A 2,981-nucleotide genomic window follows, 5' to 3' on the forward strand; every position below is an offset into this window, starting at 1 on the left:
CCTATTTAGAATAAAACTGGATTCACCATCCAGAACCCAGGCGAACCCTGATTTACTCTGCCGAAACTTTTTCCAGAGTTTCTTCCAACGCCAGAGAAGAAATCGGCACTTCCTCCACCGTGGGCAACTTTTCCAAAGTTAGGCGAGACTGACTCGACCCGGAAAGTCGCTTCAAAAGCTTGGGTTTTGGGTCATGAAGGAGATAGATAATCACATCTCCCGGTTGCCATGCATCGGTGGCTGAGACCACCAAAAGTTGTTGTTTTCGTTCGATTAATAAGGGGACCAAATCCCCAGAGCGAATTAAGGCTTGCAAATGGGCTTGTTGAAAAGCACAACTAGGCTCCTTGAGTACGGTTTCTCCTAACTTGACCTGAGAATCATTGAGATACTCGTTCCAAGTTTTCAGTTGCAGTTCGGGGATAAAAGCGTGCTGAATTTTAGTCGCTTTACTCCCGGCTTTATTCCCTTGTGGATCTTGAGGAAACAAGGCTAAAACCCGAGGTGGGGAAAACTCTTCAGCGGTGCGTTGCGCCAAGACGCGATTCACCTCTCCATTGCTAGTCATGGCCAGGAAGGTCCCCATCGATGCCAGTCCTGCTTCTTCAAGCACTTCGGTATCTAGGGCCGAGCTTAAAAAGACGGGCAAATCTTCTCGTTCGGCTTGCTCACAGGCTTCGGGATTGGTATCCAGAATTACCACGGATTCACCCCGTTCTTTAAAGAGTCGGGCAATTAAGCGGCTTAAGGGATTGGAACCGACAATCACGGCACCGGTGGCTTTGGTGGACATCAGACCCAAAATTTTGGCGACAGAACGGGCGGTAAGACCTTGCAAAACCACGGTCAAAATAATCGTGAGGAAGACGAGGGCTTTGATGGAGTCTCCCCCGTTAATGCCGCGATCGGTGAGTAAAATCGAAAACAAAGAGGCGACGGAAGCCGAAACAATTCCTTTGGGACCAATCCAGCTTACAAATAATTTCTGACGCCAGTTGAGTCCACTGTTGATGGTGCAAAGCCAAACATTAATGGGACGCACCAGAAACATCAGAATCGCCACGGTGACTAAACTCCCCCAACCTAGGGCGATCACACTGGCGATCGACAGATCTGCGGCTAGGAGGATAAACAACACGGAAACGGCCAAAATGGTCAGTTGACCTTTAAACCGGCGCAGCAGTCTTTCATCTGGCACATCAGAAGCTCGCAGGACAATGCCTGCGACTACGGTTGCCATCAGTCCAGACTCCCCTCGGATCTCTTGAGCCAGACCGAACAAGCCCCAGAGTCCGGCTAAAACCACTAGATTTTTCAGGTCCTCAGAGAGAAAATGGGCGCGTTTGAGGAAATATCCCAGCATCCAACCGCCCAAAGCCCCGATCGCACTGCCTATCCCCAGACGAATTGACAATCCGGCAATCAACCGCAGGGGGTCAGCATCGCCATTTAAAATCACATCCAGGACTAAGACGGCCAGAATTGCCCCAACCGGATCAATGAGTACCCCTTCGCCTTCGAGCAATGCGGCCACGGAACGCTCGACCTCGACCTGTTTGAGTAAGGGTCCGATGACGGTGGGTCCGGTAACGACGACTAAGGCGGCATATAAAAATGAGATGGACCAGGGAAATTCACTGAACGCATGAGCGGCAATGCCACCCCCAATCAGGGTGACTAGGGTGCCAATGGTGACGAGGTTCCGCAGACTACCGGAGACTTTATCCAGTTCTTTCAGTTCGAGGTTCAGACCCCCCTCAAACAAGATTAAGGCGACGGAAAGGCTAACAATGACTTCGAGTCCATCTCCTAGGAGGCTCGGATGCAGTAAGCCGAAACCATCCGGACCCAAGAGAATACCGAACAGCAGCAAAAAGACGATACCTGGAATTTTCAGGTAGTCCGCCAAAACTTGAGCTCCGATCCCTGCAATGACCGTTAAGACAATCAGCAGGGTAATATCAAAAGGCATTTCCATAGGATTGTGTTATAAGAGCGAACGAGCTTTCGGTGATTTGGCCCGCTCGTCAAATGAGGATGATATAGGTTGTCCTTGAAGGGGCCAGCTTTCAACGGGGCGATCGCTCCGAATAAAACAGCGATATCCGGCTGAATAAAGGACAATGTTTGGAGCAATTCTGTTTGTAGGCACCAAGGGGGCAAACTTCTATCCTCAAAGCCGGTTCCGGAGGCGGGGAATTGATTTGAGTCGAGTTGAGGGCAACCTTCAAACCGGCGGATGGGATGGGCTTTTTGACAAAGAAAAACCCTTAAATTGGATTTAGAGTTAGATATTGACCACCAGGATATCACATCGGTTGGGTTTTCTGGCAAGGGATTAGGATCCTGGGTCAATTTAGCCCGGGTTGGAGGCCAGCCATCACCCAAGTCTCCTAGGGTGAGTTCAAACCCACAGCGATCGCCCCCTCAGAGAGACCAAGGGGGCAACAGAAGGGGCTACGGCTAAGTTTACAGAACACCCGTCGCCGAAACCAACCCTGGAGCATCCAGACTGGTAATTCCGGGGCCTTTATTCTTCGGTAAAGCTGCGATCGACACTCGACAGAAACACAGGTTCCACCCGAATGCCCAAGATCGTAGCGGGTCGCACGACCATATACTCTCCTTGAGCTGTTTTGATCGGCACGTTGATAAACTCTTTTCCGTCGGAGTTGGGGACCAATACCCCTTGATACCATTTCTGGAACTCTTGGATCGTGGAAAAACGCACCTGTTCCTTGTGTCCACCCTCGATCAGGAGGGAAACGCCTATATAATCTGGGGTTCTCGGCATACGGCAAGAATTATCCTCAAAGCACCGAGATTATTTTGACACTCTTAGGGCTAAAGCCACTGAGATTCTACTGACAGAGTTAGATTAAGGATACTACCTAAATCTAATCTCGTTACGACCGTCAAACGCCGTCTACTTAGTCACCAAAATCCAGGAAATTGGTTGGGAGCTACTTTGAGCGTTTCTA

General features: G+C 50.1%; 2 protein-coding genes. Both read right to left on the reverse strand.

The features are described from left to right. Nucleotides 1-52: 52 nt before the first annotated feature. Nucleotides 53-1,978, reverse strand: coding sequence for a cation:proton antiporter (locus tag J0895_RS24215; RefSeq protein ID WP_207090546.1), 1,926 nt, complete (start codon nucleotides 1,976-1,978; stop codon nucleotides 53-55). Between the two features lie 552 nt (nucleotides 1,979-2,530). Then, a complete protein-coding gene (locus J0895_RS24220; RefSeq protein WP_207090547.1) occupies nucleotides 2,531-2,794 on the reverse strand; it encodes a hypothetical protein in 264 nt (87 codons plus the stop codon). Nucleotides 2,795-2,981: the final 187 nt, after the last annotated feature.

This window comes from Phormidium pseudopriestleyi FRX01 (assembly GCF_017313335.1).
GTDB lineage: Bacteria > Cyanobacteriota > Cyanobacteriia > Cyanobacteriales > Laspinemataceae > Laspinema > Laspinema pseudopriestleyi.